This is a genomic window from Xenorhabdus anantnagensis (genome assembly GCF_028598555.1).
GTDB lineage: Bacteria > Pseudomonadota > Gammaproteobacteria > Enterobacterales > Enterobacteriaceae > Xenorhabdus > Xenorhabdus anantnagensis.
Map to the genome: position 1 here is coordinate 61,198 of NZ_JAQRFN010000019.1, position 23,415 is coordinate 84,612.

At 48.6% G+C, this 23,415-nt stretch carries 25 protein-coding genes and 2 pseudogenes; 3 read left to right on the top strand and 24 right to left on the bottom strand.

Annotated features, from left to right (window positions below):
- Positions 1-55: 55 nt before the first annotated feature.
- Both PSI14_RS14175 and PSI14_RS14180 read right to left on the bottom strand, forming a co-directional pair.
- Positions 56-292: a TIGR03758 family integrating conjugative element protein gene (locus tag PSI14_RS14175; protein ID WP_273576496.1), complete on the bottom strand. Its 237-nt coding sequence runs from the start codon at positions 290-292 to the stop codon at positions 56-58.
- Complete coding sequence (locus tag PSI14_RS14180) at positions 289-618, bottom strand: integrative conjugative element protein, RAQPRD family (RefSeq protein WP_273576497.1); 330 nt, start codon at positions 616-618, stop codon at positions 289-291. Before PSI14_RS14180 ends, PSI14_RS14175 begins: the two co-directional genes overlap by 4 nt.
- A gap of 146 nt (positions 619-764) precedes the next feature.
- Here PSI14_RS14180 and PSI14_RS20255 point away from each other — a divergent pair.
- Together PSI14_RS20255 and PSI14_RS14190 are read left to right on the top strand one after the other, a co-directional pair.
- Positions 765-890, top strand: a pseudogene (locus PSI14_RS20255) (DUF5710 domain-containing protein); the annotation flags it as partial.
- Positions 891-911: 21 nt separating this feature from the next.
- Positions 912-1,457: a hypothetical protein gene (locus PSI14_RS14190; protein WP_273576522.1), complete on the top strand. Its 546-nt coding sequence runs from the start codon at positions 912-914 to the stop codon at positions 1,455-1,457.
- Positions 1,458-1,786: 329 nt separating this feature from the next.
- On the opposite strand, the gene PSI14_RS14195 is transcribed toward PSI14_RS14190, so the two are convergent.
- The 8 genes from PSI14_RS14195 to PSI14_RS14230 form a co-directional block, all read right to left on the bottom strand.
- Positions 1,787-2,581 (bottom strand): class I SAM-dependent methyltransferase, encoded by a 795-nt coding sequence (locus PSI14_RS14195; protein ID WP_273576498.1) that lies wholly within the window; start codon positions 2,579-2,581, stop codon positions 1,787-1,789.
- A gap of 454 nt (positions 2,582-3,035) precedes the next feature.
- Positions 3,036-3,170 (bottom strand): hypothetical protein, encoded by a 135-nt coding sequence (locus PSI14_RS14200; protein ID WP_273576499.1) that lies wholly within the window; start codon positions 3,168-3,170, stop codon positions 3,036-3,038.
- 11 nt (positions 3,171-3,181) lie between these two features.
- On the bottom strand, positions 3,182-3,940 hold the full coding sequence (locus tag PSI14_RS14205; RefSeq protein WP_273576500.1) for a TIGR03747 family integrating conjugative element membrane protein: 759 nt from the start codon (positions 3,938-3,940) through the stop codon (positions 3,182-3,184).
- A gap of 9 nt (positions 3,941-3,949) precedes the next feature.
- Positions 3,950-6,013: a type IV conjugative transfer system coupling protein TraD gene (traD, locus tag PSI14_RS14210; RefSeq protein ID WP_273576501.1), complete on the bottom strand. Its 2,064-nt coding sequence runs from the start codon at positions 6,011-6,013 to the stop codon at positions 3,950-3,952.
- Positions 6,010-6,549: an integrating conjugative element protein gene (locus PSI14_RS14215; RefSeq protein WP_273576502.1), complete on the bottom strand. Its 540-nt coding sequence runs from the start codon at positions 6,547-6,549 to the stop codon at positions 6,010-6,012. Before PSI14_RS14215 ends, traD begins: the two co-directional genes overlap by 4 nt.
- Positions 6,525-7,223, bottom strand: a complete 699-nt coding sequence (locus PSI14_RS14220; protein WP_273576503.1) for a TIGR03759 family integrating conjugative element protein — start codon at positions 7,221-7,223, stop codon at positions 6,525-6,527. The genes PSI14_RS14215 and PSI14_RS14220 overlap by 25 nt, the downstream gene beginning before the upstream one ends.
- Positions 7,223-7,765: a PFGI-1 class ICE element type IV pilus protein PilL2 gene (gene pilL2, locus PSI14_RS14225; protein ID WP_273576504.1), complete on the bottom strand. Its 543-nt coding sequence runs from the start codon at positions 7,763-7,765 to the stop codon at positions 7,223-7,225. Before pilL2 ends, PSI14_RS14220 begins: the two co-directional genes overlap by 1 nt.
- Before the next feature lie 150 nt (positions 7,766-7,915).
- Positions 7,916-8,203, bottom strand: coding sequence for a helix-turn-helix domain-containing protein (locus PSI14_RS14230; protein WP_273576505.1), 288 nt, complete (start codon positions 8,201-8,203; stop codon positions 7,916-7,918).
- Between the two features lie 629 nt (positions 8,204-8,832).
- Here PSI14_RS14230 and PSI14_RS14235 point away from each other — a divergent pair.
- On the top strand, positions 8,833-9,882 hold the full coding sequence (locus PSI14_RS14235) for an Abi family protein (protein ID WP_273576506.1): 1,050 nt from the start codon (positions 8,833-8,835) through the stop codon (positions 9,880-9,882).
- A 28-nt stretch (positions 9,883-9,910) separates the two neighbouring features.
- Here PSI14_RS14235 and PSI14_RS14240 read toward each other — a convergent pair.
- The 14 genes and pseudogenes from PSI14_RS14240 to PSI14_RS14305 all read right to left on the bottom strand — a co-directional run bounded on the left by PSI14_RS14240 (position 9,911) and on the right by PSI14_RS14305 (position 23,344).
- A pseudogene (locus PSI14_RS14240) lies at positions 9,911-11,065 on the bottom strand (PrpF domain-containing protein).
- 18 nt (positions 11,066-11,083) lie between these two features.
- Positions 11,084-11,683, bottom strand: a complete 600-nt coding sequence (locus PSI14_RS14245) for a sterol desaturase family protein (protein WP_273576507.1) — start codon at positions 11,681-11,683, stop codon at positions 11,084-11,086.
- 575 nt (positions 11,684-12,258) lie between these two features.
- Entirely contained in the window at positions 12,259-12,771 is a 513-nt protein-coding gene (ssb, locus tag PSI14_RS14250) for a single-stranded DNA-binding protein (RefSeq protein WP_273576508.1), read from the bottom strand.
- Between the two features lie 16 nt (positions 12,772-12,787).
- Complete coding sequence (locus PSI14_RS14255) at positions 12,788-12,997, bottom strand: hypothetical protein (protein WP_273576520.1); 210 nt, start codon at positions 12,995-12,997, stop codon at positions 12,788-12,790.
- A 76-nt stretch (positions 12,998-13,073) separates the two neighbouring features.
- Complete coding sequence (locus tag PSI14_RS14260; RefSeq protein WP_273576509.1) at positions 13,074-13,538, bottom strand: STY4534 family ICE replication protein; 465 nt, start codon at positions 13,536-13,538, stop codon at positions 13,074-13,076.
- Positions 13,539-13,845: 307 nt separating this feature from the next.
- On the bottom strand, positions 13,846-15,843 hold the full coding sequence (locus PSI14_RS14265) for a DNA topoisomerase III (RefSeq protein WP_273576510.1): 1,998 nt from the start codon (positions 15,841-15,843) through the stop codon (positions 13,846-13,848).
- Between the two features lie 13 nt (positions 15,844-15,856).
- Complete coding sequence (locus tag PSI14_RS14270) at positions 15,857-16,570, bottom strand: PFL_4669 family integrating conjugative element protein (RefSeq protein WP_273576511.1); 714 nt, start codon at positions 16,568-16,570, stop codon at positions 15,857-15,859.
- 277 nt (positions 16,571-16,847) lie between these two features.
- The gene (locus tag PSI14_RS14275) at positions 16,848-18,071 is read right to left on the bottom strand and encodes an STY4528 family pathogenicity island replication protein (RefSeq protein WP_273576512.1); all 1,224 of its coding nucleotides are present in this window, start codon (positions 18,069-18,071) and stop codon (positions 16,848-16,850) included.
- A gap of 108 nt (positions 18,072-18,179) precedes the next feature.
- The gene (locus PSI14_RS14280; protein WP_010846410.1) at positions 18,180-18,434 is read right to left on the bottom strand and encodes a ParE family toxin-like protein; all 255 of its coding nucleotides are present in this window, start codon (positions 18,432-18,434) and stop codon (positions 18,180-18,182) included.
- 35 nt (positions 18,435-18,469) lie between these two features.
- Complete coding sequence (locus PSI14_RS14285) at positions 18,470-19,045, bottom strand: DUF2857 domain-containing protein (RefSeq protein ID WP_273576513.1); 576 nt, start codon at positions 19,043-19,045, stop codon at positions 18,470-18,472.
- A gap of 78 nt (positions 19,046-19,123) precedes the next feature.
- Complete coding sequence (locus tag PSI14_RS14290; protein ID WP_273576514.1) at positions 19,124-20,722, bottom strand: ParB family protein; 1,599 nt, start codon at positions 20,720-20,722, stop codon at positions 19,124-19,126.
- A gap of 3 nt (positions 20,723-20,725) precedes the next feature.
- On the bottom strand, positions 20,726-22,087 hold the full coding sequence (gene dnaB-PI, locus PSI14_RS14295; RefSeq protein ID WP_273576515.1) for an SPI-7-type island replicative DNA helicase: 1,362 nt from the start codon (positions 22,085-22,087) through the stop codon (positions 20,726-20,728).
- Positions 22,074-22,460 (bottom strand): hypothetical protein, encoded by a 387-nt coding sequence (locus PSI14_RS14300; RefSeq protein WP_273576516.1) that lies wholly within the window; start codon positions 22,458-22,460, stop codon positions 22,074-22,076. Before PSI14_RS14300 ends, dnaB-PI begins: the two co-directional genes overlap by 14 nt.
- Entirely contained in the window at positions 22,457-23,344 is an 888-nt protein-coding gene (locus tag PSI14_RS14305) for a ParA family protein (protein ID WP_273576517.1), read from the bottom strand. The genes PSI14_RS14300 and PSI14_RS14305 overlap by 4 nt, the downstream gene beginning before the upstream one ends.
- Positions 23,345-23,415 lie beyond the last annotated feature (71 nt).

The window sequence follows — 23,415 nt, forward strand, 5'->3', positions numbered from 1 at the left end:
GGCTGTAAAAATTCGTTTCATAGTGATTCAGTTCCTTTTTGTTATGTTTATTGACTCAACTGGCAAACATCCAGACAGCCACGACCAGCAAGATAGCGGTACGCATGGCAAACTGACTGAGGGTTTGATTGCGGATTTTTTCATTCGCCCAGCCGTTCCAGACCTCCACCGCCGCCCAGGCCGCCCACAAAAACAACGTAGCCAGAAAAAAACCGACACACACCAGAGACAGAAAATAAATATCAAAGTGTCCTGAAGCCGCTTCAAAGGCATGGCGTTGTGCCGGGGTCATTGTGAGTGTTCCTGACGGTAATCACCGGAGATGGTCGCAGGAACACGGGGTTGCTCGCGGGAAGGACTCAGGTAGTGATCGATACCGGCTTTGAGGGTATTGAGATCCGCCCTGATGCGTGAATAATCAAAGTGATAACGAGGATGTTCTGACGGGTCAGATTGCTTTTCGGCGAGACTGGCACGTTCCAGCGCTATCTGTACCTGCTCAATCAGACGTTTGGCACTGGCCAGTTCATCTTTCTCCGCCGCCTGTGCGATTGGCATACACAATACAGTCAATCCCAGCAGACAGGCCGCACCGGATATCGAAAAGCAACAACGCATAAAGACTCACCTCATCATAGACTCCGAGTGCGAGGATGCGGTGTTTTCTAAATCAGATCAGCAATAAACTCTTTATGCTTTGGTGAAAATTAGCTAAATAGTCTGACTAATTTATTTGATTAATGATTTCACAATGAAGGAATAATATGCTGCGGATTGATTTACACGTCCCCGATGATGAGTATGAGACAGTGAAAAAGCTGGGCGCACACTGGGATGCGGCCGCCCAAATCTGGTATATCGATGGCAGTTTTGACCCGGAGCCGTTTATGCAGTGGCTGCCGTTTTACAATGTGCATGCGGAATACTGGTATCTCGCCCAAACCCGGATACCCTGTCCGCACTGTCATGAACCCACCACCGTCACTGCCTTTATGTTACCCGCCGGACACCAATTACTGGAAGCAGAGAAGGATGAGGAACCCGACACGGAAGTGGACTACACCGAACAGGACAGACCGGCATTTGTGTTTTATATCGTCGATATCCCGTCTATCGTGCGTAATGTGCTACCCGGTTTTCACCACACCCTGCGCAAAGCCATCAGCCAACAGTTACATCGACAGCACTGGATAAACCACTGCGAACACTGTGACGCACAGCAGGACGATACCGAACTGTTTGCCGACATCGGTGGCGCGTTTTTTCCGGCTTCCAAAGAACAGGCCGCGACTATTCAGCTGCACCGAATCGATCAGCCATTCGTAGTGTATTGTGAAGATACTTCGCACGAACATTACTGTTTCGATCCAAAGGGAAGTAACCGGGCCTGTCAGGCCTGTGACTGGTTTGAGTACATGACACAGGTAATTAACACCCCGTCCAGATATCGCCATTAATCCAGCCTTAACATCCAGATTTGATGGAGTTTGTTGCTACATCAAATCTGAATTTTTATCATTAAAAATCTCCGCTGATTATTAGGGCGTGTAATGAGCAGCTGTCTTTCATTTTAAACCTTTTTCTTTTTTGTTGATATGGGGTTCATCCAAAGATTTTGAACGCCTAATTCAAGGCTTCTAACATAGTATCTGGGAGTTATCCCTTTCTCTTCACGATCAAATATATAATGACAATTTCCTTGAAAATAATTGATCTGCCTATTGAATTTGCTTAGCCAAAAGCTAATTTCCAGTGAGAGGCTGAAACCTTGCATTTTGAAAAATGGTCACGCATGTAACGTGTTAGTTTTTTTCCTCCCCCAGACGGCGATATTCGCGCCTCCAAATGCCCAAAAATCAGGCGAGTTGAGTAGCTGTAAACCCTGTTCAAACATGTCCAAAGATAATGATGATTCTGTCAGTATTTTTTCACGTATTTGTTCCGCAGTTAATTCAAAGAATTTCGCTGCCGCCCTCCCACCTTGAATGACAGGAAATTCGCCTTCTCCTCCAACTTGCGTCAGTTCCGTTGTGGCAATAATTTCTGGTAGGTTACGCATCCAGAAGCCGTCTCGTCCGGATGGTGTGGCGACTGAATTAACTAAAGCTGTCATGAACTCACGATATACAGCAGATGACGACGTATTTATTGGGAAAAAGTCAACATCTTCTAATAGTAATATTCCAGAAGGACGAAGCGCATCAATCATCCGTTGAATAACACATTCCAGATTTGAGGGTAAATGATAAAGAACCCAACGAGCATGGATAAAATCAAACGATGAGCATGGTAGCGCCGACTTTAGAATATCATGCTCCCATACTTCAAGATTTGGGAGCTCGATATGATCGAGTAATGTTGTATTGATATCCGTTGCCACCACACTGCCGTTAGCTCCAACATGTTTACACAGCCATTTAGCCATTGAACCATTTCCGGCCCCAATTTCCAGACAACGAGAGCCTTGGCTAAGGTCGAGCATTTTTATACGACGCTGAGTCAGGGGATCTAATTGTTGTTCTAATAACGATAAACGATGGCTAGCCTGTTTATAAGAATTATCCAATCTATAATTTGACATAAGTGACATCCAATATTGTGTGTGAGAGCTATTTTATTAAACAGCTGAATAATAATTTAATAATTTCAAATGGTAATATTAAAACTTGGTGAGCCTTAATATTTTTTGAGACCTCGGATATGAGGTGTCTTGAGCAACCAAATTGACAATATATACTCTATGGATTTGGATTTCAGGATGTATTAGCGGGAGCATTCGCACAGAAATTTACCATTTTTGCAAAAGAATTGCAGAGAAAACTGCCGGCTATGTTAACAATTACCGCATTGGACTATTAAGTGATAAATACGACAAAATGAAAATGACTAGACAGTTCCGGAGTTCCAGCTTACAACCCCTGATAGCTTATTTATCACAACAATAATATCTGTGAAAACTGCCAACACCCTTGGGCAATGCAGGGAGAGGCAAAAGCTTTATCCTGTGCAGCAGCTAACGGCGATATCACGGCAACTCAGGCAGAAATCGAACTTTCTGCCATCATTATTGCGATGGTTGAAAGAAGTCTTTGATTGCCAGACTGACGCGCCGCCATGCGGCTTGTCTGCTGACAATGGCATACAAAACCAACAACCGTTTTGTATGCCATCGTCCAGCAATTTAAAGGTATTTCTTAAACATCGAAGTCGTGATCACCACCGCCATTCCCAGCAAGAGCGCAGCAGGCAACAATATCACCGTGGGATACACCACATCCGGCCACGATAAATACAGCACACAGGAAATGGTGCAGGCCGGTTTAATGCCCCGCTTAGCATGATGGTAAACAAAACTCGATTCATAGCCTGCGCCATACCGGCGTAAGTCCCGTCGCCCCAGCCCGTCAACCAGCGCGACCAACACCACCATCACAAACAACGGAACGGACAGCACCAGAATGGCTAATCGAATTAACGTCACCATCGTGATAAACACGGTAGCCAGCGCATATTCCCGCAAATAACCCGATATATCCTGTAATACCCCATTGAATTCACGTATAAAATCATTGTGGCTATTAAGCTGATATTGGTGCTGCCCCTGTATCCAGTGCAGAAAACCACTGTCGACAAACAGCCATTGATACGCCTGCATCAACCACTCAGAGACCGTCTGTGACGGTTCAGACAATAACAGACTCCGGGTAAATTCCGTGGATAAAAATTGCAGCTCGGTTTTCATCATCGTCTGGCTGTGAGCCGCGCCCTCATCCGGCCAGAAAAAAGCCATACCCAAATATTCCAGTAACAGGCTGAACAGCCACGACATCACAATAAAGCCAATGAGCTGCCACGGCCATTCCCACAGCACACGATACAGCAGGCCATGCTTGCGGGGCGGTTGGGAAGTGGTGCGGGACGGGTTTTCTGATTGTGCCATGACGCGAAATTACCCCTTCTCTTCCCACCAGTTTTCACTGGTGCGGTAGTGCCGCCGCATATGCTCAGCGATGTTCTGCAAACTCGCCGGCATCAGGGCATCATCGTCATCACCGGTGGGCAGAGGTATGCGAATTTTCCACAACTGTCCGCCCTCCAATAAGGCGAATGCCTGCCCTTTCGGCAGATTAATCATCTCAGCCGGCGTCACCAGCGGCGTTTTGACTGTGCCGACCCTATCCTGCGTGGATGAGGTAAAATCCTGTCCCTGTTCAACATCGGCGATATCTGAGTGCCCTGAGACCAGTGTCTTGCTGTAGATTTCCACTTCGGGCAACTGGCTGGTGAGCAGTTCTGCCGTCCGGTTATCCCGTACCCGCAGCATAATCAGGGTATTAAAGTTACCAATCACCTGTGCGGTTTTGGCCGGGCTGCCGATACGGGCTTCGATATCCGAGGAGGTCTGGGTATAGGCCGTCACCTGCATACCGGCACCCCCGCCTTTATTAATCAGCGGGATAAACTCATCGCCCATCAGTTCATTGAATTCATCACAGTGCAGGTTAATCGCCAGTTTCCCATCCTGGCGAACCGGCAACCCCGCATTCATACCGTACTTATAAATCTGCCCAGCCACACTGACCAAATCGGCAAACATACTGTTGCCCACCGCCGAAGCCACATCGCTGTCAGACAGTGCATCCAGTCCGATATAAACAATGCCGTTTTTGCGGATCACCTGTTCCCAGTCGAAAATGGGGCGCAAGTCCGCCATATTGAGATAATCCGGTGATAACAGTTCTGCGATTTTTCCCGTGGTCAGCTTTTCCAGCAGAGGCAGCAGGGACGCAACAATTTTATCAAAATAGGTGCGGTCATAACGCACGGCTGAACGTAACCCATCCAGAATGGGGTCATAGAGCTGTTTACCTGCCTCAGAACTGAGCGTCATTTCCATTGCCCACAGCCGGAGCGCATCCGGCTGCCCCTGCATATTGCGCGGGATATCTTTTTCTTTCAGCTTGCCGAGGGTTTGGTTGATTTGTTCCAGCAGCACAGGCTGCCTGTCTGCCATCACTTTGGTGGCATAGAGCTGATACAGTTCGCTGATATTATTGACGTAACGCGTGATAAGCGTGTAATCCGGCCGGTGCCCCAGCGCCACCAACGCACGGGCGACAATATTAACAAACCGCCAGGCAAATTCCCGGAATGCCGCACTGTTGCCTTCACCACTGAGTTGCCCCGCCAGACGGGAAGCGACTTCCGAGACCCGGCCAAACCGCCCGACCGCATTATAACGTGCCGAGATTTCCGGCCAGCCCAGATGAAAGAGGGACAGTTCACTGCCACGGCCGGCCCGGTGGGCTTCTGCCCAGATGCGCCTTAACAGGTCGGCATCCCCTTTGGGATCGAAGACAATCACCACCTCACCCCGCCGGATATCCTGCGTTATCAGCAGTTCAGCCAGCCGGGTTTTTCCCACGCGAGTCGTGCCCATCACTAAGGTATGCCCGACCCGCTCACGCAGATCCATAAACACTTCGGCTTCCTGCGGTTCAATACCGTGGATCATGGAATTACCCCCAACCGGCGGCAATGGTCGCACCGGATTTAACGGGGAATCTTTACGCAACAGATTTGACAATGCCGGCCAGCGGTATTCGGTTCGATGCTCCAGTAAACGGGCAAGCTGATAAACCTGAGAGGGTTGCACAAATCGTTCGACTTCCGGTCGCCGCGTATCCTGCAAACGCTGGGTATGCTTCTGCTGCCAGCGAAACCCCCGGCCCAGAAACAAACGTTGATGACTGACGGGAATGTGTTTTGTGCTCATCTGGTAACGCGGTAAACGACTCAGATTTCGGCGATAGCGGATAACCTGCATGCCCTGCCATGTGCGTATTATCGCTAATACAGTAAAACTCCCGGCCATCACATAGCTGACGGAGGGTGCCAGTGCAATCGCCCAGGGAGCCCGAATGCAGATAAATGCGGCAACCGCTGAAACCACAGCGGTATTCAGCTCAACAGCCGGACGCAGCAGGGCTTCAACCACATAACGACGGCTCATGGTGAGGACTGCTGCGTAAGTGCATTTTCAGTGATCAACACCGGATAATGCTGTAACTGCAAACGACGCGCCAGCTCTGTGCCGGAGGCAGGTGACAGGTGTAAACCCGGAGCCAACGCACGCAGCGTCTGTAAGCCCGCCATTTCCCTGACATTGACGACCAGTCCCACCGCATGCAATTGTGCCAGACGGGCTGCATGCTGACTTAGCCACTGACGAGAGTCAGGATCATCGCCTATCAGAAATAACGCGCCAATCCCCGGCAATTGCAGTGAGCGGTTTACTATTTTTCCCGGTGTCAGTTCCGGTGTGTTAACCGGCAGCATGGCTGCTTCCCCCGCCACTTCTGGCGAGAAAGGGTGTGATTGTGCAGCACGAGAATTCGGCTGGGCATGAATGCTTTCATAAAAGGGCGAGGCATCTTTGCCGCCTAAATCGGCAATCACGTTCAGTTCGGCCTGACCGGTAGTCATCCATAACAGACCGATAATGGGAAATACGCTCAGCCGTTTCATTGTAATGAAGTGACCTGCCATCCTTGTTTCCCCTGTCGTAATAATACCGGCATCAGTCCTTTGCCAAACCGGAACCAGTATCCTGCATCATGATTCAGCGTGATTTGTCGGGTACGGACCTGTTCAACCGGAATATGATGCGTTTTAGCCCACTGCCGTAAGATGTCATCATTACGTTGGCTGTCGACCAGATAGATATCCACCGGCTGCTTTGCCGCCAGTACTTCAGCCAAACGGGTATCACATGATGGGCAATCTTTGGCTCTGACAAACAGAGCCAACCGACCGTTTGCTTCATGCGATTTTTCCATATTGACCGGCAAAACATCAGGAAACAGCCGCTGCCAGGCCGCATTCACTTCCCGCTGGAAACGCAGCTCTTTTTCAGTGCGGGCAAACTCGGCCTTCACCCACTGTTCAGCATAACGGCGGCGTTCAGCCTCGCTTTCGGCTTCAATCCCTAATGCGGTCAACGGATCAAGTCCCGGCGATTGGATACCCCGCGGCCCGTTCATCAGGTGCTGATAACGCTGATATTCACCGGCACTTAGCTGCCACTGCTCAGCCTGACTTTTCAGGGATTGCGGCTGGCTTTCTGTCGTGTGTGTCTGCTGCGAAGTTAACGGTGTCGGCGTGACTGCCCAGACCGGACTGCTCAGCAGCCATACCAACACACTGAGCGGGTGTAATTTCATCAACGCCCTCCCGACTGAGGTTGTTTAGCCGGAGCCGGGAGTTGATAACCCTGTCGCAAATGGTGGCAAACGACACGCTGCACCTCATCCACTTCCAGTTTCCAGGCCGGACCTGCCATCACCTGCAACGCAGTACGTAACCGAATCGGACCCAACTGCGCGTGTACGGATGGCAGCGGCTGGCGATATAAAATGTCATTCCTCTTGTCAGGTGTACAGAGTGCGTAACCGGATTGACGTAATGCATAACGCATCGCATCAGCCACCGTGGGGCTCTGGGACGCGGGGAGCTGAATATCCATCAGTTGGGAAAGTGGATCACGCTGCGCCGCTGTCGGGTCGGTACTGACCAGCACATAGCGGCCATAACGAACGACTTCGGGTGTTTGCTGATAAATATCCGGTGAAACCGACTGCACATTTTGTGTCAGCGTCACGGAAGAAAAACTATTTTGAGAAAGCTGAGGTTGCGGTTGTTTCACGGGTATCGTGCATCCCGCCAGTGTGACCGTGATTAAGCCGATTAACACCGTTATTTTCATGCCAAATAGGTTCCTGCTCAGTCGTAAAATAATCCTGACTATGCAAGGAACCCTGTGATGTATTCAATGAACAACTCAACTGTGTTTGCTGAAAATTAATATGCCGAAAAAACGTTATTGTGTGTCAATGTTAGTTTTTTTATCCGTGCGTTATTCAGCCGCTGCCTGATTTTCATCAACCGACTGACGGATTTTTCGTTCAATAAAATTGCCGTAGTCATCGAAATAACGACTAGGCCAGATTTCAGCGGGTTCCATTCCCAAACGGGTGGCGATGATGAGTTCCCCCTTCGGCCACGAGCGGGATAAGGTATTAGCCAGAGTGGAAGAACTGAGTCCCGATTCGCGGGATAAAGCGGCGAGTGTCGTACCACGTTTGCGTAATGCACAAATAATTTCGGCTGGGTGCCAGTCTTGCTGAGTGTGAATCATCGTCATACCTGCTTCCCCTTCTGTAGATTATTGGTGGTGGTTCAGACAGGGTTTGCAATACCGGGAGTAACCGTCCGGCGAGACCGAAGCCTCCCCTGCCTGAACCGCCATTGAAGGTGCGATAGCAGGCACACTGGCAGAAAATTTCTACCAGTGGGTTACTCTTTAACAGGGTTGCAAATCCCCGACTATCAGATTTTGCTGATAGTTTTTTTACTTTAACTGATTGAGTTATCTAATTCAATAATCGAACATGTAAATACAATAAGTAAATTAGGTAAATGAAATAACCAATCTAAAAAAATAAACCAAATATATCAATATGATAGTTTTCATACACTGCCTTAACATTTAAGGTGGCAAACGAAAAAATATCTATTAATGGCTATTCACACATTACTTATTATCAGGATCAAAAAAGGCCCCTTCGGGAGCCTTTTTTGAAAAATATTCTTCACACTCCGACCATCAATAAAAATGAGTAGGGGCGGGTGCTTACACAAATAGAGTTGCCTCTGGTTACAGATTATATAACATTCAATAAAATGCGTCAATGCATGCACTTTCGCCATATAAATCCAGATAAAACAAAAGTATACTACACAAAATCAATAAAAAATGGACATCGCAACGCAATGACTATTGAAGCCATCACAAGATCACTTTCCGCTTCTAGATTTGCTACCTATCAATTACCAATTCTTGGTGGCGCATCCCCTGAACAATGTTTAGGTGTTTATTTATGGAATAAACAACTGGCCAGTGCTTTCTTACCTGCGTTACAAGTCATTGAAGTTTCATTACGCAACGCCCTCTATCAGTCTTATATTCACTATGAAGAAGAACGGATTGAACGCAATTTTGCCAGCCATGTTTGGGCAGAGAAAAAATCCCAAATAGACGGCCATTGGTTCGTCAATGCGTTCACACAACGGAATAATCCCGGTGCTTATAAAGGCATTCAGGCAGCCATAAACCAGTTAGAGAAAGAGAAAAAACCTCATACGCCTGAAAACATTATCGCCAAACTGACCTTTGGTTTCTGGGTTTCTATGGTCAGAAATGATTTTGATATTCAAAAAAAACCTTACTTGGTACTTTGGCCCCATTTGAGAGGTTCAGTTTTCCCAAACGCATTGAATACGCAAACAAGCCGCCCATTATCGATTAATAGCATTAGTAATGAGCTAAAAGAAATTAACAAAATTCGTAACCGACTCTCTCATCATGAACCTCTGTGGCGTGATCAAAAGGCGTATCAGGTTGAAGATATTGTCAATAAAGTGATTGAGCATTACGAACGTTGTTTAAAAGTTATTAATTGGATCAACCCATCAAACCTTAAGCTATTAGATATTATTGAAAATAATCAAAAAATGGCAGAGTTATGCAGCCTTCATTCACTCTGGAAAAATAAACAACTTCCGGAAGGAATATCATCACTGCATATCAATAAAGACTGGAGAAAATTAGTCATTTTAGACGCTTCTCATATCGGGGAAATTGTTCATATTTCGGATAATCACATTTTAATAAAAAGCAGAAAAGATAAGGCGATATTTTTTGGAAGAAAAGAAGAGCTTGATGGTGAAATTGATGCATATCAACAACATGATTTAGTGAAATATTACCCAGAATCAAGCACTGGACGTTATCCCAATGCAAAAAGGATTATCAAAGTGTAATTTGTTATTTAATGACTTCAGTTTTGACTTATGGCCATGTAAAACTACTCATGACACTATCAAGCTCAAGACTGGGATTATAAATAAAGAATTCGCCTTTCATCAGAATCTGAGCATTTCGTTGTGCACCGGTATATTCTATATGATCACCATTACGGGTGATGCTAAATTCGGATATTCCAGATAAGTGTTCAATATTGACTATAGAATTATCGTTATAAGAATGATATATGTGGCTTGCAACAGTGCCAGAAAAACAACAGGCCGCCGCTAAACAACAACCACCGGATACAGCAATAGATGAATGTACACTTTTGGGAGTAAGATATCTGATGTTAATGTCGCCTCTATCCAGAGGAGGAGAAATAATGGCAATTTTAGGCTGAGTTATAGACTGTTTCAGATCCGTTTCACTCATCACTGTTCCGTCTTTCTTAGTGATTCCCATTTTAGCCCCCATGCCAAGCCTTACCTCCATAATCTTGTCTTGTAATATCTTATTATTTTCAATTTCATCGGCATTTTCGTAACCAGTGATCCCTAAACTTTCTGCGTTGATAATAATCATCGGCACAACAACATCTATGCAGGTAAGTAGAATATTATTAAATGAATCAATTAAATTCCCCGTAGGAAAAAGAGCCTTTGTCTTTGAACATGCGGGGTCTTTAAAGGAGACGTTAACTTCGGGGAAATCACCAATAACACCAGGGATATCCGTTAATTGGTATTCAGGAGATACATCAGGCATTTCACATAAAATATTTTTATGCGTATTTGTGTTATAAATATTTAATTTTCCATCGGGCATTAACAATTTTTCTTCGGGTAAATCTCTTATAACCAATGGGATGGATGAGGTCATATTCCCACAATTAATATCCCATGACACTGTATTACTGTCTTTTTCAAGTTGTGCAAAAGTGCTAATCACCTTTTTAGACTGATAATCTATATCAATGATAAAAGCTTTATTGCTTGTTGTTTTTTCTCTACCTAATCCATGTAATTATTTATTATTTTTAACTTCTCCAACTAAAGGTACTCCCATTATATGCCTGATAATTTCTTCTTTTATCTCTTTCTCTTTTGGTAAATGTTTCTGTAGCAAAACTATACCGGTGGAAGTTCCACCTCTGACATAATAGAGTGGTATCTTAATTGGAGTGGATATTTTTTTCATAAAATCACCATTGAGAAATCAGTATTTCTTCAGAGGCCTTAATATGGATTCGACTGTGTCCACATCTCTTTGGTAGGCTAAACCATAATTCCAATTTTTCTTAAAAGTTTTATTATTATAAGTATTAAACAACTTATCCCAGACAGTAAATATAAATGAATAATTTGTATTACTATTTTTGTATCCTTTATCATGATGAAATTCATGAAACCGTGGTGTTGTAATTAAATAAGATAATAATTTTTCTGATTTAATGGGCAACCTAATTCTTGAGTGGTGAAAAATGGCAATAATGTATCCAAAAACAGAATGAATCAAAATGGCTTCTAACGATATTCCTAATAGGAAAATTATTACCAAATTAAAGAAAGTGTGTAAAATTAACTCAAAAAAATGTACCCTCAGCCCTGTTGTGGCATCTAAAATCTCATCAAGATGATGAATTTCATGGAATCTCCACATAAATCTATATTTATGACTCATGCGATGAAATATATAACCTGACAGATCAAGGATGATAACACCTATGAAGACATCTAATAACGATGAAGTCTCCCCTGAATAAGATAACACATGTGTTAAAGGATGGTAGCTTGCATAAAAAACAACAGGAACCATGAATAAAACAGACACCATTCTTGTCAAGAAAAAATTAAAAAATTATTTTTCCAATGACGATTATATTTATCAGGTGTGTAATCTATCAGGGCGAGAGCGTGAACGTTTTTTGAACTTAATTTGTATATAACGCAATTCAATTGCGAGCCAAAAACGATCAATTTGGTTTTATTTATGTGCTGAATAGTTCTTCATTTAAGCGGGTTGTTTAAAATATAACCTTACGCGCTCTCACCCTGTGTAATCTATTCTTATGTAAACAATAATGTCAGTGGTGAAAATAAATAAAAACCAAAAAAAAAATAATATAATCAATCATCATACACCTTTCACTTTTTAATTTCCTAATGAAAAAAACTCAAAAAGTGGACTTCATGACAAATCAATAAAGCATAAATAAAAACAAATAAAGATAACTTATTAATCATAAATTAAAATCCTATCAACTCCTTAAATGACTCAGGTCAGAGTCTCAAATTTTTTATGTAGCTATTATGGATAAAAAACCTATTGGATTAATAAATAAACAAGCCCTGTTAAAACAGGGCAATCTGTTAATAATAAGAAAAAATCACTCAGAACGGGATCTCATCCCACTCCATTTCCTCCGTTTTTTCCGGCAACGTTGAAAGCTGTGCTATTTGTGTTGGCGCACTGTCCTTTTTAGTTGGCTGAGCGGGCTGAGGCTTCTGAACAGGTTTTGGTGCACTCTGCTGCTTAGTCACTGACTTTGTATCACCACGACTGCCCAGCATCTGCATGGTGCCATTCACATTAACCACCACTTCAGTTGAATAGCGATCCTGTCCCTGATTATCCTGCCACTTACGGGTTTGCAACTGGCCTTCAATGTACACCTGAGCCCCTTTTTGCAGATACTCCGCCGCAATTTCCGCTAATTTTCCGAAGATCACTACCCGGTGCCATTCGGTTTTTTCCCGAGTCTCACCGGTTTGTTTATCCCGCCAACTGTCTGACGTCGCCAGTGACAGCGTTGTCACCGAGCCGCTCGTTGGCAGGTAACGGATTTCCGGATCTTGTCCCAGATGACCCACTAAAATCACTTTGTTAATGCCGCGCGAAGACATGCTGATTTTCTCCCTGTTAGGCTGACTGGCGTTGTGTCCAGCGCCCTTGTTGCAGCGCCAGTTCTGCCTGCTCACGGTAGGCAAAATATTCCACGGATTCACGGGAGCAGGGTTCGCCCTCATCCAGTGTGCCGATATAAAATCCGGCTCGGCTTCGTAACACGATTAACGGTAACTGTTTATGGCAGTATTGCAGTGCCAGAACACCAATCGGGGCAATATTCATCTCTGCTTCCTGTTGTCTTTGATAATTAAAAGACTGCCCTGAAATATCAGGGCAAGTCGGTGGAGTAAAAGGAATATCAGAATGAATTTTCTGCATATTCAGTTTGCGCAACTCCGTTCTGGGGTGGAGCCGAATCAGACTGTTCAGCCTGATAGACTTTGTCCTGACCGATTTTGATCCAGTCCACTTTAATCAGACGGGCTTTCAGGCTGACACGCTGTTCGCCGGCATGATCACCGCGTTTCAGGGTAAAAATGTCGGTGGAGGGATTGCTTAACGTAAATCCCAGTAGCACTTTTTTATCCTCATCCACCGATTTCTGGCAACGACCGATCAGACTGGTCGCTTCCTTGCCGACCACAGTAATATCAAAACGCACATAGACCGGGTTATCACCCGGGCCATTTAATGCATTGATCACACAGCTCAGGAAGGTGCCACTGGCGGTGCTGACATGGCGGATATTATTCAGATAACCCAGTCCTTTAATATTCAGGTTGAAATAGTCGCTTTTGGTTAAGGTTGTGGTGTTCTCAGACATACGATGTTCTCCATAGAAATAAGGTGTGACGGAGAAAATCTCTCCCCTGACGGGAATGATTTTTCCCGCCGGGAGTCAGACGCAGACGTGGCTGACGTGCTGATAAAGAATAAAAAAACCTTCATTGCCATTGAGTTGGCAATATCTGCTTCCAAAGGGGGGCAGATGTACCGCGTTGACGCGCTCCCTTTCAGGCTACGGGAGTCTGGCAGCCACCCGGAGGCGATCGTTACAGGCTCACCGATCATTTAAGAAACAGACTGATTCTTCAGACATCCCATCAGCACGTCAATCAACAACCAGATCTTCATGCCCGTTGATTTGCCCGCCTGACCTTGCGCGATTGGGTGACCGCTTTGTCATTCAGCATTCCTTTACAACCCAGATAGTTCACACAGCCCCAGAATGGGGCGGTTTTTCCCTGCCGCTGCCGCATCCGGCTGCCACAGTTCGGACAGTCCGGGGTTTTCGGTAACGTCAGGTGTAGCGGCTGGGCCTTGCCGCGTTCGACTAAATGCAACAGCCATTGCGCCTGTTTCTGCATAAACACCGCCAGCGACGTTTTGCCCTGCACAATATCCTCCAGCGATTGCTCCCATAACGCGGTCATGCCCGGACTGGTCAGGACCTCCGGTAGTCCGGCAATCAGTTCCCGTGCCAGCGGGGTTGCGTGAATGGCTTTCTTTTTCCGCTCAATCAGCCGGCGTTTAAACAAGGTGTCCAGAATACCGGCACGGGTCGCCTCCGTGCCCAGTCCGGCATTCTCACGCAGGACCTGCTTTAATTGCGGATCACTGACCAGACTGGCGGCATTTTTCATCGCGGCAATCAACGTACCTTCGGTAAATGGGGCCGGCGGTTTGGTGTGCTGTGACTGGATGCGTGCTTCAATAATCTGGCAGCAATCGCCCTGATGCAGTACCGGTAAGGGCAAATCCATTTCCTGTTCTGCCTGCTCACCAGCTTCATCGGTCAACAGCGTTTTCCAGCCTGTCACCACATTCACCCGCCCTTTGACTCGGAAAAATTGTCCATCGATATCCAGCGTCACCTCGGTCACATCCGTTTCCTGCACCGGCAGAAACTGCGCCAGATAATGCTGACGGATCAGTTGATAAACCTGTAACTCGTCGGTCGTTAACCGGGTAAGGTCAAAAGCGTGACGTGTGGGGATAATGGCATGGTGGGCCGTGATTTTTTTGTCATTCCAGACGCGGGAAACCTGTTGTTTGTCCAGCTGGCTGATAATGTCAACCATCGCCGGGTCGGTGCGCACCAGCGCCGTTAATACCACCGGAATATCCGCCTGCATGGACACAGGCAGATACCCGCAATCCGTGCGGGGGTAGGTCGTGGCTTTATGGGTTTCATACAGGGACTGGGCAATCGTCAGCACCTGACTGGCGCCCATCCCCCAGAGACGGGATGCCGTCTGCTGCAACGTGCCCAAATCAAAACAGAGCGGCGGCGGGGTCTTCTCCCGTTTTTTGCTGACGGCCATCACTGTAGCCTGTGTGGCCTGCTGGCAACATTGTTGCACAGCCTGTGCTACGGCCTCCCGGGTACAGCGGTTTTCTTCATCGCCCTCCTCCGTAGCGGGCAGCCATTTAGCCTGAAAGCGGACAGTGTCTTTTTCCAGATTAGCCATCACCTGCCAGTAGGGTTCCGGCACAAAATTCGCAATGTCCTTATCCCGGCTCACCACCAGTGCCAGTGTCGGTGTCTGTACCCGGCCAATGGATAAGACCTCGCCGAAACCCAGGGCCTGCGCTTTCAGGGTATACAAACGGGTCAGATTGATACCCGTCAACCAGTCGGCTCTCGCCCGCCCCAGCCCGGCCTGATAGAGTGCTTCCGTCTGTTCTCCCGGTAAAACAGCCGCCAGAGCCTGCCGGATGCTGGTTTCATCCAGTGCCGACAGCCACAACCGCCTGACTGCACCCGTGAAATGGCAATATTCCAATAACTCACGGGCAATCACTTCCCCTTCACGGTCGGCATCCGTGGCAATAATGACCTCATCGACCTGTTTCAATAACTGCTGGATCACAGCAAATTGACCAGCGGCCTCTTTTTTGACTGTCCATTGCCACTGCGCAGGCAGTACCGGCAGCACCTCCATCCGCCACGGCGGGCCGAATTGTTCACCATACTGTTCGGGGGCCGCCACCTCCAGCAAATGTCCGATGGCCCAGGTGACAATGATACGGGTACTGAAGAGAAATCCCTGCCCACGCTGTTTCACCCCCAGAACGCGGGCAATGTCTCTGGCCTGAGAAGGCTTTTCACATAAATAAAGTTGCATCTTTTCCCCTCCGTTAATCGTGCTCTGTGGAACGTAACGGGGAGGCGAACGCGGAACGCTGCCTGCCCGACAGAATATCGGGATGCGGTTCACCCAACAGTTTAATGGCATCCAGCCCGGCGGGGGTTTTCTGGGCAATATCCTGCCGGGTGACCGCCAGTGAACGGTAAGAGCGCACCAGGCCGTAAATCTGGCGGATGGCCCGGCTACCGTTGTGCAGAAAGGCATCCCGCTCGGCCCGTGAAATCAGTCCGTAATGAAAAGCCTGAAATGTTTTCATCGCCAGCTGGTCGTAACCAACCAGCAACCAGACACAGCGGTAACCTAATGGCGAATGACTGTAGACCCCGATATTCAGGGGTTCGACAGAGAAAACGGCGGATAGGGTAATCTGCTTTGGCACCGCATTCAGGGTATCCTGCAAAATAGCCAGATTCTGCCTGAGATTGGCCGATGCGGCTTCCAACGCCTGCTCCAGCTTCACCAGCCAGGTATCGGCATACGGATTATCGGCAGCAGCATCCACATTGATTGTGCCCGCGCGCTTAATCACCTGCGGCATCCCCAGGATCGCCGTCACCTTATGTGTACTGCTGATTTCTTCCCGTCGGCGCCCCGCCCACAGCCGGATGGCATAGTGGGTATGCAGTTCAATCGTTAACGAGGATATTAAGACACCGGCGCGTAAACGCGGTTGAGATGCGTTTTTTTCTTCTGCATCAGACATGCACAAAAACTCCTGTTTGGCCTTGATAAGTCAGTCAAACTATCAAGGCTAAACAGGCTGTAACTCAATGAATAACCAGTTATAAGAAAAGAGAAAAATGCGGCATTGCATGGAGCGAGGAAAAAATGTTTTTTTAATCTTTTTTGCCCCGGACAACAAAGTACGATTTTTAATCTTTTTTGCCCCGGGCAACAAAGTATGATTTTTAATCTTTTTTGCCTCGGACAACAAAGTATGATTTTTAATCTTTTTTGCCCAGGGCAACAAAGTATGATTTTTAATCAACGTAATCACTCGGGTATTTTACCCGTGTCAGTCGTTGGCGAATGTCTTTCACCATATTGCTGACGTAAGCGGGTGAAGAAGGCGAAGCAGGGCGATCTGTTTTTTGAGGCAGCTCAACACACGCTTTTGCAGCCACTGGTCCGGGGAGTGCTATTTCAGTCTGCGCATACAGTTTCCCGTCCCGTGCCCGTTTCATCATCGTCAGCAGCCAACCGACCGGATTGCCGATTTTCCCTGCCCGTAGTGCTTTGTCCAGACAATTCAGTACAGTCTGTGCCTGTTCAGCGGGCAATGCCTGCAACTGGCTGGTCAGCATCGTCGCATCGTCCGGCTCCAGTTGTCGGCACAGTCCTTCTGGCAGAAAAACCATGGATTGGGGCTCTACGTATGTTTTTTTATTCACACTCTGTGTGAAAGAACGTACATAACAGTTCGGTTTAGCTGAACCACTATAAGACCTTGATTTCAGGCTGAGTTCGGTATCCGAATTCAGTTCAGCCTGCCCCTCTTTCTGACTCAGTCCGGTTTCCGAACCCGGCCTGATTGCCCTGAGTTCGGTTTGCTGTTTGCCTTGTTGAAGAGACTGGCGCATCACCCTTTGCTGCGGTGTTTGCACCGCATTCAGTCTTTCTTCCAGCAAGCGAATATGACTGTGGCGATGGCGCATCAACGGGTCTTCTTTGATGTCAGTCAGCACGTCCAGAGCCGTCTGGCTGATAGTGCGGTTTTTGCTGCGACAGGCTTCGGCGACGGTATCCAGCCAGTGGGGATCGAGTATTTCGGCATCACGGCAGGTCAGCGGCTCATCGTGTTGCGCATAGATATTGCCCCGTACCCGCCCGTGCTCATCCCGGATACGTTTGCATAAACTCAGCCAGCCGGTTATTCGCAGCATCAGTAACACCCGACTGACGGTTTCACGCGAGGCCTTGCCTTTATAGGGTGACGCCAACAGCACCTGCAATTCGTCATAGCTGGGAAATACGGCGCCTTCATTATTCAACGCATACAGCCGGATCATTATCCAGCCCGTTTTATCCAGCGGCGACAGGCGATCATCCAGCAACAGACGGCGGGGATAGGCATCCTGAATATTGCCCATAAACAGCAGACCACTGCGAAGTTGTGAAACGTCATCGTCTGCGCGTTGTTCCAGACGTATTCTCATTTTGGCAACCGTGTGTGCAATTATGCTGTCTGCTGACAGGTTTATCATGATCCTTGATCTCCGGCCTTGGCTTTTAAATTGAGTCGGTAAAAATAATGTCAGGGCTGCACCCTGTGACGTTGAACAGGATGCAGAATGACACGACTTCAATACGGACTATTTACGAATCTCATTGTTATAACGTTCATGGAGCATCAGCTCCCACGATTGCCCGTTATCACGGCTTAACAACCGCCAGAACAACCCCACATTGATTTTCAGATACCCGGTCCCTTTTTCTTTCAACCGGACGTAATTACGCTCGCCCCGCTGGTAGCTGCTCACCTGATGTTGCGCCTTGCGACGCAGTGACAAGGGCGTCGTCAGCGGCACATGCAGGCCGGGCATGATTTCGGTTAATTTTGCTGACATCGTTTCCTGTTCTGTTGAGGGTTAACGGAGGGTTTTCAGGCCTGTTTTTTGACCGGTTCTGGTGCATCGCCCTGCTGCCACTCCTTCACCGCATGCCAGACGGCCGTCAGCGAAATCTGGTGTTCCGCGGCCATCTCCAGCATCATATCCAGCCCTTCGGCGCTGTCCGCATCGGCAATCTTTGCCGATTGCCAGCGCTGCCACAGGTCACGGTTTTCGTCTTCCGTCAGGGGCGAATTCCGCCCCGGTCGCACGGTCATGCCGGCAATACGACGTCGGGCTGCAATTTCCAGACTCGACAGGCCGAAAAAATAGTGCATCAGTTCAATAGAGCCACCTAATTCCAGTGCCCGGTCGATGCGTTGCATCCGCTGCTGTTCAATCCGCGCCTGATGTAAGATGCGGGCCAGATTGGCGTGATGAATATGAACGCTCAGCACCGACACCGGGCTGTTGCCCAGATAATGCAGATCCTCAATCGTCAGGCGCTGCAACATCAGCATTTCACCGGGTGCTAATCCCAGCGCCTCACAACGGCGGATATAGCCGTTCTTCAAATCCATCACCAACTGCATCAGCAGGCTGTTGGTTGCTTGCGATAAATGATTCATCTACTTCCTCCAATATTAGGCCAGTCAAAAGATAATGAACAACACATTGGAAAACAGACACCACGCACCGTACCGGTATCACGACATCGTTATGGCCTCCGGCGCTATCTGACGCTGAAGTTCACGCAAACGGCGGAGCACCCGGATAAGGCGTAGGAACTTCACCGTCTGGTTATCATCCAGTAACGGCATATCCTCCCGTCCGGCGGTGCCGAGCAGAACAGCGGTCAGCGTTAATGCCGGGGCGTCAGTGGTGTTTTTTCCGGTCAGGCTGAACAATAAACGCGAAAAAGCCCGGGCTTCCTGCACATTCACCAGACAAAAACCGGCAGCGCTTTCCTCTGAAGCCGGTAACAAATCACTGTCACAACCCATCACTTCCGCCAGCTCAAAGGCCAGTCGGAACGCCATATTTTGCAGATGCTCGATATCGTCCTGCATCGGGGAAATGTCCCAGACCGAACTGACCGGCTCCAGCCCGGTTTGGGCAAAGTGCAGGCATTCAGTCTCCGCGGCAGGCTGGAGCGATTCAGACGGGTTATCTTCGCTATCCGGCTGATAAGGTGGAAGCACCGGATTTTTTCGGGAAGCAGGGGCGGATACCTGTGCCTTATTGGCCGACGCATTTTCCGTATCAGATGACGGCTCCCGCCTGTCAGAGTCAGATTGGGCCATTATTCGCGGGTTCGATCCCGGGTTTTGCACCCGACCCCGGCTGACATTATCCGGCTTAGTGGCTTCCGGCACCGACACGGTGTTAGATGCAGTGGCCTGTCCGCCAAAGAGCTGTCGGCGGTTGCTTTCTTTCGGATCCAGTTCCAGTATCCAGCGGTCATAATTGAGTTGCGGGTGTGGCAGGGCCTGCAATAAATCGCCAATCAGTTCATCGAGGAACATTGCCGGCGACCAGTCTTCCAATGCATCAAACTTGCGACAACAATTCCCAAAAACCGCATCAAAGGTCAGCGTGGGTTCTGGGTTTATACTGAAAACATGTTGTTGCCAGACCGCCACGGCATCCTGTCGTAAAGCCAGTAACACCCGGATTTGCGGCACATTCAATCCCGAATTCAGCAGATTCGGTATCCACGGGTACAGGTGCTGCACGGTATCTTCCATCCGGCTGATGTAGCTGATACTGATGGGGAATCCGGCTTCACCCAACAGCGCAGACAACTCACGCAGAGTGATTTTCTGCTGTTTCTGCGCCTCATACAGGGTCCGGGCCTTGCAGACACCTAACGCTTTTTCAATAAAACTGAGATCGCCCCGCAGTTCATTTTCCGCCAGATGTCCGATCACACACTGCAACCGTCCCGGCCACGGTTTAAACAGGCAATGCACCCGGTAAAACCGCTCATCACCGGTTTCCTGCCACAACTCAGACAAAATCTGATAACGCGTATTACCGCCATCACTGAAGATATAAACCTCGTCACCGTCCGGATCACGGGTGACTTTCGGCACGGTATCCAGCCCACGGGCTTTGATTGACGCTTTGATATCGTCATAACGCGGATTGCGGCTGGTCCGGGGGTTATCCGGATTGGGGCGAAGTTGATCCAGCGTTAATACCATCGGCATTTCTGCCATCGGTGGACTGTCATTGAGCGTAGCCACGGCTTGTCGTCCCTGCTGTAACAAGGCGCTGCCTAAATTCAGGGTATTGCGTCCCATCGGTTACCTCCCGCTGCCAGCGAAATCCGAAAAACGGGTATATTGCGCCTCAAACCGCACACGTACCGTGCCTGTCGGTCCCTGTCGCTGCTTACCGATAATAATTTCGGCAATACCGATATCCGGCGTGTTCTCGTGATAAACCTCATCGCGGTAAAGGTGCAGGATCAAATCCGCATCCTGCTCCAGTGAACCGGAATCACGCAGGTCCCCATTGTTAGGGCGTTTATCGGAACGGTTTTCGACTTGTCGGTTAAGCTGGGACAGCGCCAGTACCGGGCAATCCAGTTCTTTGCCTAACGCTTTCAGGCTGCGGGAGATATCGGCAATTTCCTGTGTGCGGTTTTCCTGTCCGGGTGCGCACATCAGCTGGAGGTAATCCACCATAATCAGGGCCGGTTGACCGTATTTGCGGGTATAACGGCGGGCACGGGCGCGTAATAAAGCGGGAGTCTGGAGGCTGCAATCATCAATAATCAGCCGCTGATCCCAGCGAGAAAACTGCTCCAGACTCTGGCTGATGCGCCCCCACTGTTCATCATCCAGCAGGCCACTGCGCAATGCTGTTAACGCCACGCCGCCTTCCATCGCCGACAGACGGAGCATCAGTTGGGCGATCGGCATTTCCAGACTGAAAATCTGCACCACCGCATCCTCACGGCTTCGTAATGCACCGAGACAACACGCCAGTGCCAGTGCGGTTTTGCCCATTGAAGGACGGGCAGCCAGCAGGATCAGATCCCCCGGCTGTAAGCCACAGGTCATGTCATCCAGCACCTGAAACCCGGTCGGTGTCCCGGTGATCCCGTTACTGCCCTGAATGCGCTCCAGATGAGAAATCAGTGCCTCGGCGCCCTGCAACAGGGTGACTGCCTGCTGTTGTCGGGCAGCCCCTTTTTCGGCCAAGCGGAACAACTGACTTTCGGCCTGTTCAGCCAGCGTAGCGGCTTGCACATGGGGCTGAAAAACCTCCGTGCTGAGGGTATTGCCCAGCGCCAGTAACTGACGCAACTGACTTTTTTCGGCCACCATGCGGGCGTATTCCACAATATTGGCGGCACTGGGCGTGTTTTTGCACAGTTCGGCCACATAGGCAAAGCCCCCCACGCTGTCCAGATGCCCCTGATGGGTCAGTAAATCCGCCAGGGTGAGCAAATCATACGGCGTATTTTTTTCTGTCAGCTCGACTATCACCTGAAACAGTATCCGGTGGGCCGGAAAGAAAAAATCGTCCGGGGTGAGTAGCTGAACAAGGTCATCCCAGCGGTCATTATCCAGTATCAATCCGCCAATCACGGCCATTTCAGCGTAACCATTGCTGGGTTGTACTTCATTAGCGGCGTGTAAAAAATCATGCCTGTGCATCACCGGCCTCCCTGCTGACATCATTCAGCGCCGCGATTAACCGCTGTTGCAGTTGAGGGGAAGTCACCCAGAACAGCACTTCGTTGGCGGTTAAATACTGCGGTTTACCCTGCGCCCAGCCACATTCCAACAAGGCCACATCATCCGGTGTCCCTGGCATCAGTGACTGTGCCCGTAATTCGTCTTCACTGCGGGGACTGAAATGCTCAACGAGGTCGGGGGAAACGCCCCAGACAGCCGGTAATAATGCCTGAAACTTTGCCTGCGCCGCTTGACGATCCGGTGCATCTACAAAAACAAACCACTCATCATCACTGAACGGTAATTCAACATGCTCATAACGAAAGCAGACGACTCGCCAGATAACATTCATTGTGTATCTCCCGTCGGTTGTTCAGTCAGTACCGCATCGAATTTCTCCGCCCATAGGGGCACTAACTCACAGGCGAGACTGTGTATGGTGTGTGCGGCCGCCGGACTTTTCCGGGTGGTTTTATATTCAAGGCGATGCACGGGCTGGGCACGGACATGTCCCAGTTTGTAGATATCCAACAGGTCTATCCGGGTTTTCAGCAGCTGATAAATCTGCCTGCTACCCAGTGCCGACGCGTCATACCGTCTGTGATTGATAATGTCAGTCAGTTCATTCAGTGTATCCCGGTCAAGATTCGTCCCTTCAATCCCATTGACCAATATCTGGATAGCAGGCAACCGAATACCGTAGTTTTCAAAGGGTCGGAGCCGGGTCAGCATCCGCAGGGTGCCGCGCAGGAACTCGCGGACATCGGGCAGAATCGGTTTGATTATCCCCAGAACGCCCTGTGTGGCCGCCAGTACAACCAGCTCGCTCATCACACCTGTCGCACCTTTGGAATCAATGAAAATGATATCGTACTGACTGAAGAGCGGATGTTGCAGAATGTTGCGCAAGCGTAAACGCCCGTCGGGGGCATGCAGCATCGCCGTTGGCAGGAGTTCATCGGGATCGTTGGAGATCAGAACATCCAGATTTTTAATTATTGAACGGGAAATGATCTGCTCAGGCTGGTTCAGATCCACCGTCTGCATCAGTAATTCATACAAACCCGTCGGGGCTTCATAGTGCAGGGGAAAAATACTGCTGGCAGTGGTTTGCGAATAATCCGCATCAATCAGGAGAACGCGAAAACCGGCATCGGCAAAAAATCCGGCCAGATTGGCGGCATGGGTGGATTTACCTTCGCCACCTTTGGGGGAAATTATCGGAAGAATTATCATTTTGTACACTCATTAAAGTTAAGCGTACAAATCGGACAAGTTAGGAAATTTTACATTGAATTAACTTACGA

Bases quoted from the DNA above. Each gene is read 5' to 3' on its own strand.
- PSI14_RS14245 (WP_273576507.1), bottom strand. From the start codon at position 11,683: ATGGTTCCTGTTGTTTTTTATGCAAGCTACCATCCTTTAACACATGTG.
- PSI14_RS14195 (WP_273576498.1), bottom strand. From the start codon at position 2,581: ATGTCAAATTATAGATTGGATAATTCTTATAAACAGGCTAGCCATCGT.
- PSI14_RS14220 (WP_273576503.1), bottom strand. From the start codon at position 7,223: ATGAAATTACACCCGCTCAGTGTGTTGGTATGGCTGCTGAGCAGTCCG.
- PSI14_RS14300 (WP_273576516.1), bottom strand. From the start codon at position 22,460: ATGAATGTTATCTGGCGAGTCGTCTGCTTTCGTTATGAGCATGTTGAA.
- pilL2 (WP_273576504.1), bottom strand. From the start codon at position 7,765: ATGAAAATAACGGTGTTAATCGGCTTAATCACGGTCACACTGGCGGGA.
- PSI14_RS14215 (WP_273576502.1), bottom strand. From the start codon at position 6,549: ATGGCAGGTCACTTCATTACAATGAAACGGCTGAGCGTATTTCCCATT.
- PSI14_RS14175 (WP_273576496.1), bottom strand. From the start codon at position 292: ATGACCCCGGCACAACGCCATGCCTTTGAAGCGGCTTCAGGACACTTT.
- PSI14_RS14205 (WP_273576500.1), bottom strand. From the start codon at position 3,940: ATGGCACAATCAGAAAACCCGTCCCGCACCACTTCCCAACCGCCCCGC.
- PSI14_RS14280 (WP_010846410.1), bottom strand. From the start codon at position 18,434: ATGTCAGCAAAATTAACCGAAATCATGCCCGGCCTGCATGTGCCGCTG.
- PSI14_RS14285 (WP_273576513.1), bottom strand. From the start codon at position 19,045: ATGAATCATTTATCGCAAGCAACCAACAGCCTGCTGATGCAGTTGGTG.
- PSI14_RS14235 (WP_273576506.1), top strand. From the start codon at position 8,833: ATGACTATTGAAGCCATCACAAGATCACTTTCCGCTTCTAGATTTGCT.
- PSI14_RS14290 (WP_273576514.1), bottom strand. From the start codon at position 20,722: ATGGGACGCAATACCCTGAATTTAGGCAGCGCCTTGTTACAGCAGGGA.
- ssb (WP_273576508.1), bottom strand. From the start codon at position 12,771: ATGTCTTCGCGCGGCATTAACAAAGTGATTTTAGTGGGTCATCTGGGA.
- PSI14_RS14230 (WP_273576505.1), bottom strand. From the start codon at position 8,203: ATGACGATGATTCACACTCAGCAAGACTGGCACCCAGCCGAAATTATT.
- PSI14_RS14260 (WP_273576509.1), bottom strand. From the start codon at position 13,538: ATGTCTGAGAACACCACAACCTTAACCAAAAGCGACTATTTCAACCTG.
- PSI14_RS14255 (WP_273576520.1), bottom strand. From the start codon at position 12,997: ATGAATATTGCCCCGATTGGTGTTCTGGCACTGCAATACTGCCATAAA.
- PSI14_RS14265 (WP_273576510.1), bottom strand. From the start codon at position 15,843: ATGCAACTTTATTTATGTGAAAAGCCTTCTCAGGCCAGAGACATTGCC.
- PSI14_RS14275 (WP_273576512.1), bottom strand. From the start codon at position 18,071: ATGATAAACCTGTCAGCAGACAGCATAATTGCACACACGGTTGCCAAA.
- dnaB-PI (WP_273576515.1), bottom strand. From the start codon at position 22,087: ATGCACAGGCATGATTTTTTACACGCCGCTAATGAAGTACAACCCAGC.
- traD (WP_273576501.1), bottom strand. From the start codon at position 6,013: ATGAGCCGTCGTTATGTGGTTGAAGCCCTGCTGCGTCCGGCTGTTGAG.
- PSI14_RS14180 (WP_273576497.1), bottom strand. From the start codon at position 618: ATGCGTTGTTGCTTTTCGATATCCGGTGCGGCCTGTCTGCTGGGATTG.
- PSI14_RS14200 (WP_273576499.1), bottom strand. From the start codon at position 3,170: ATGGCATACAAAACGGTTGTTGGTTTTGTATGCCATTGTCAGCAGACA.
- PSI14_RS14305 (WP_273576517.1), bottom strand. From the start codon at position 23,344: ATGATAATTCTTCCGATAATTTCCCCCAAAGGTGGCGAAGGTAAATCC.
- PSI14_RS14270 (WP_273576511.1), bottom strand. From the start codon at position 16,570: ATGTCTGATGCAGAAGAAAAAAACGCATCTCAACCGCGTTTACGCGCC.